Genomic DNA, 3569 nt, shown 5'->3' with positions numbered 1-3569 from the left:
CGCTGGTGTTTTTGCAGAACATCACCGGCTTCATGGTCGGCAAGAAGTACGAGGCCGGGGGCATTGCGCGTGACGGCGCCAAGCTGGTGACGGCGGTGGCGACCGCGTCGGTGCCGAAATTCACCGTCGTGATCGGCGGCTCCTATGGCGCCGGCAATTACGGCATGTGCGGCCGCGCCTACAGTCCGCGCTTCCTGTTCATGTGGCCGAACGCCCGCATTTCGGTGATGGGCGGCGAGCAGGCGGCGATGGTGCTGAGTCAGGTCCGGCGCGACAACATCGAGGCCAAGGGCGAGGCGTGGGCCGCGGAAGAGGAGGAGCAGTTCCGCAGCCCCATCCGCGCGCAATATGAAAGCCAGGGCAATCCCTATTACGCCACGGCGCGGCTGTGGGACGATGGCGTGATCGATCCCGCCGATACGCGGCTGGTGCTGGGGCTTTCGCTGTCGGCGGCTGCGAACGCGCCGATCGAGCCGACCAAATTCGGCCTGTTCAGGATGTGACGATGGATCGCCCGAAACCCTACCGTCGCTTCCGCAAGCTCCTGATCGCCAACCGCGGCGAGATCGCGGTCCGCGTGATCCGCACCGCGCGCGCCATGGGGCTTTCGAGCGTCGCGGTCTATTCCGAGGCGGACGCCGGCGCCCTGCATGTCGAGATGGCCGACGAGGCCGTGCTGCTCGGCGCACCCCGTGCGCGCGACAGCTATCTCAACATCGAGCGGGTGATCGAGGCCGCGCGAAAGACCGGCGCCCAGGCGATCCATCCCGGCTACGGCTTCCTCTCCGAAAGCGCCGAATTCGCACAGGCCTGTTTCGACGCGAACATCGTGTTCGTTGGGCCGACCCCGGCGATGATCCGCGCGATGGGCTCTAAGGCCGGATCGAAACTTCTGATGGAGCAGGCCGGCGTGCCGCTGGTGCCCGGCTATCACGGCGACGCCCAGGACGAGGCCGTGCTGGCGCGCGAGGCGGCGAAGATCGGTTTTCCGGTGCTGATCAAGGCCTCCGCCGGCGGCGGCGGCCGCGGCATGCGCATCGTGCGTGCCGCATCCGAGCTTTCGGCGGCGATCACCAGCGCCAAGCGCGAGGCCAACGCGGCGTTCGGCAACGACCACGTGCTGATCGAGAAATATGTCGACAATCCCCGCCACATCGAGGTGCAGGTCATCGGCGACAGCCACGGCAATCTGCTCTCGCTGTTCGAGCGCGAATGCACGCTGCAGCGCCGGCACCAGAAGGTGATCGAGGAAGCGCCGTCGCCGACGCTCGATGCCAGCAGGCGCGAGGCGGTCTGCGCGGCCGCGCGCAAGGCGGCGGGCGCGGTCGATTATGTCGGCGCCGGCACCATCGAGTTCGCCTCCGACGGCAAGGAGGTGTTCTTCATCGAGATGAACACCCGTCTGCAGGTCGAGCATCCCGTGACCGAATTGATCACCGGCATCGATCTCGTCGAATGGCAGCTTAGGGTTGCGTTCGGCGAAGCACTGCCGCTGAAGCAGGACCAGGTCAAGATCGACGGCCACGCCATCGAGGCGCGGGTGTATGCGGAAAATCCGGCAAAGAACTTCATGCCGTCGGTCGGGAAGATTCGCACATGGCATGCGCCGAACGAAACGGAGGGCCTGCGCATCGATGCCGGCTATCGCGGCGGCGATGCGGTGTCGCCCTATTACGACGCGATGCTGGCCAAGGTGATCGCCTGGGCGCCGACACGGGACGCCGCAATCGCGCGGCTGAACCGTGGGTTGACGGAAACCGATGTCCGCGGCATCGTCACCAACATCCCATTCCTGTCGGCGCTGGTGACGCATCCTGCCGTCGCGGCCAATGTCATCGACACCGGCTTCATCGAGCGGGAGTTGAAGGCATTGACGCCGGCGCCCGCAGCGGCGGGCGAACTGGAGCTTGGTGCGGCGGTCGCGGCTATTCTTGGCGAGGAGGCGAAGGCGGCGGGCGCGCAAGGCGGATCGCCGTGGCAGAGCTTCGGCTGGATGCCGGTCGGACAGCGGCAGCGCGTGTTCGCTTTCCGTCAGGGGCAGGGCGCCGAGCAGAAGGTCATCCTAAGCTACGGCAAGGGACCGGCGACGCTTGCGATCGGCGACCGGGTTTTGCCTTTTGCCTGGTCGATGACCGCGGATGGCACTTGCGATCTCACGCTTGACGGCGTGAAGTCCCGTATCTTCGCGGTGATCGAGGGCCACGAGCTCTATCTGCGCACGAGCAACGGCCGCTTCGAATTGCACTGGGTCGATCCGTTCGGCGGCGACGATGAGGAGCTGGTCGGCGAGGACAAGATCGCGGCTCCCCTGCCGGGCACGGTGGTGGCGATCCTGGCGGAGGAGGGCGCGAAGCTCGACAAGGGCGCGGCGATCCTGACGCTGGAAGTCATGAAGATGGAGCAGACGCTGCGGGCGCCATTCGCTGGCGTGCTCAAGGCGATCAAGTGCAAGGTCGGCGACATCGTACAGGAGGGTGTCGAGCTCGCCGAGGTCGAGCCGACGGGCGCGTGATGTGATGAGCGAGCAGGTCCGCATCATCGAAATGGGGCCGCGCGACGGTCTGCAGAATGAGAAGACGGCGGTCGGCGTCGAGGCGCGCATCGCCTTCGTCGAGGCGCTGGTTGCAGCCGGGCTTGATACGGTCGAAGTCGGCGCCTTCGTCTCGCCCAAGGCGATCCCGCAGATGGTCGGCTCGGACGAGGTGCTGCGCGGCGTCGGCCGACTGCCGGGCGAGTTTCACGTGCTGGTGCCGAACGAGAAGGGCTACGACGCCGCGCGTGCCGCCGGCGCCGAGGTCGTGTCGGTGTTCGCGGCGGCGTCGGAGGGATTCTCCCGTGCCAACATCAACTGCTCGATCGCCGAATCGATCGAGCGGTTCAAGCCGGTGATGGCGCGGGCCAAGGCCGACGGCGTCAGGGTGCGCGGCTATATCTCCTGCGTGCTCGGCTGCCCTTTCGACGGCGAGATCAAGCCGAAGGCGGTCGCCGGTGTCGCGAAGACGCTGTGGGAGGTTGGCTGCTACGAAGTCTCGCTCGGCGACACCATCGGTGTCGGCACACCGACCAAGGCCAGAGAGATGCTGCGGGCAGTCGGCACCGAGGTGCCGATCGCGCATCTCGCCATGCATTTTCACGACACCTATGGCCAGGCGCTCGCGAATCTCTACGCCGGCCTGGAGGAGGGCGCACGGGTGATCGATTCGGCCGCTGGCGGCCTCGGCGGTTGTCCTTACGCGCCCGGTGCAACGGGCAATGTCGCGACCGAGGACGTCGTCTACATGCTCGAGGGCATGGGCGTCAGAACCGGCGTCGACATGGCCAAGCTCGTCGCGGCGACGAACGAGATCGCCGGATTGCTAGGCCGCCCGCCGGTGAGCCGCGTGGTGAATGCGTTGAACGCGAAGCGGTCGTCTGGACGTTAGTGAATTAAAGCTCGATTGTGGACGTTACATTAGTTCAAGTTTACGCCCAATTCTCTCAACAGTCCGACCGCTCTCTCCATACGTCCATTTTGGGTTTTTGACCCTTTTCGTCGCACAAGCTCACCCTTCCAATCGAATACTTTTTCG

The 3569-nt window shown here is 65.8% G+C and carries 3 protein-coding genes; all 3 read left to right on the top strand.

Annotated elements, in window-relative coordinates; genetic code table 11:
• A partial coding sequence (locus JOY90_RS05705) for a carboxyl transferase domain-containing protein (RefSeq protein ID WP_291690176.1) occupies positions 1-503 on the top strand: 503 nt, incomplete at its 5' end.
• A 2-nt stretch (positions 504-505) separates the two neighbouring features.
• On the top strand, positions 506-2512 hold the full coding sequence (locus JOY90_RS05700) for an acetyl/propionyl/methylcrotonyl-CoA carboxylase subunit alpha (RefSeq protein WP_291690175.1): 2007 nt from the start codon (positions 506-508) through the stop codon (positions 2510-2512).
• Between the two features lie 4 nt (positions 2513-2516).
• Positions 2517-3422 carry a hydroxymethylglutaryl-CoA lyase gene (locus tag JOY90_RS05695; RefSeq protein ID WP_291690174.1) on the top strand — a complete coding sequence of 302 codons (906 nt, stop codon included), beginning with the start codon at positions 2517-2519 and terminating at the stop codon, positions 3420-3422.
• The last annotated feature ends 147 nt before the right edge of the window (positions 3423-3569 follow it).

This window comes from Bradyrhizobium sp. (genome assembly GCF_019242285.1).
Taxonomy (GTDB): domain Bacteria; phylum Pseudomonadota; class Alphaproteobacteria; order Rhizobiales; family Xanthobacteraceae; genus Bradyrhizobium.
The sequence above is the reverse complement of the archived record's forward strand: the minus strand, read 5'-3'. Positions and strand labels throughout refer to the sequence as shown.

Excerpts from the sequence above, each read along its gene's own strand:
- JOY90_RS05700 (WP_291690175.1), top strand. The coding sequence starts at position 506 with ATGGATCGCCCGAAACCCTACCGTCGCTTCCGCAAGCTCCTGATCGCC.
- JOY90_RS05695 (WP_291690174.1), top strand. The coding sequence starts at position 2,517 with ATGAGCGAGCAGGTCCGCATCATCGAAATGGGGCCGCGCGACGGTCTG.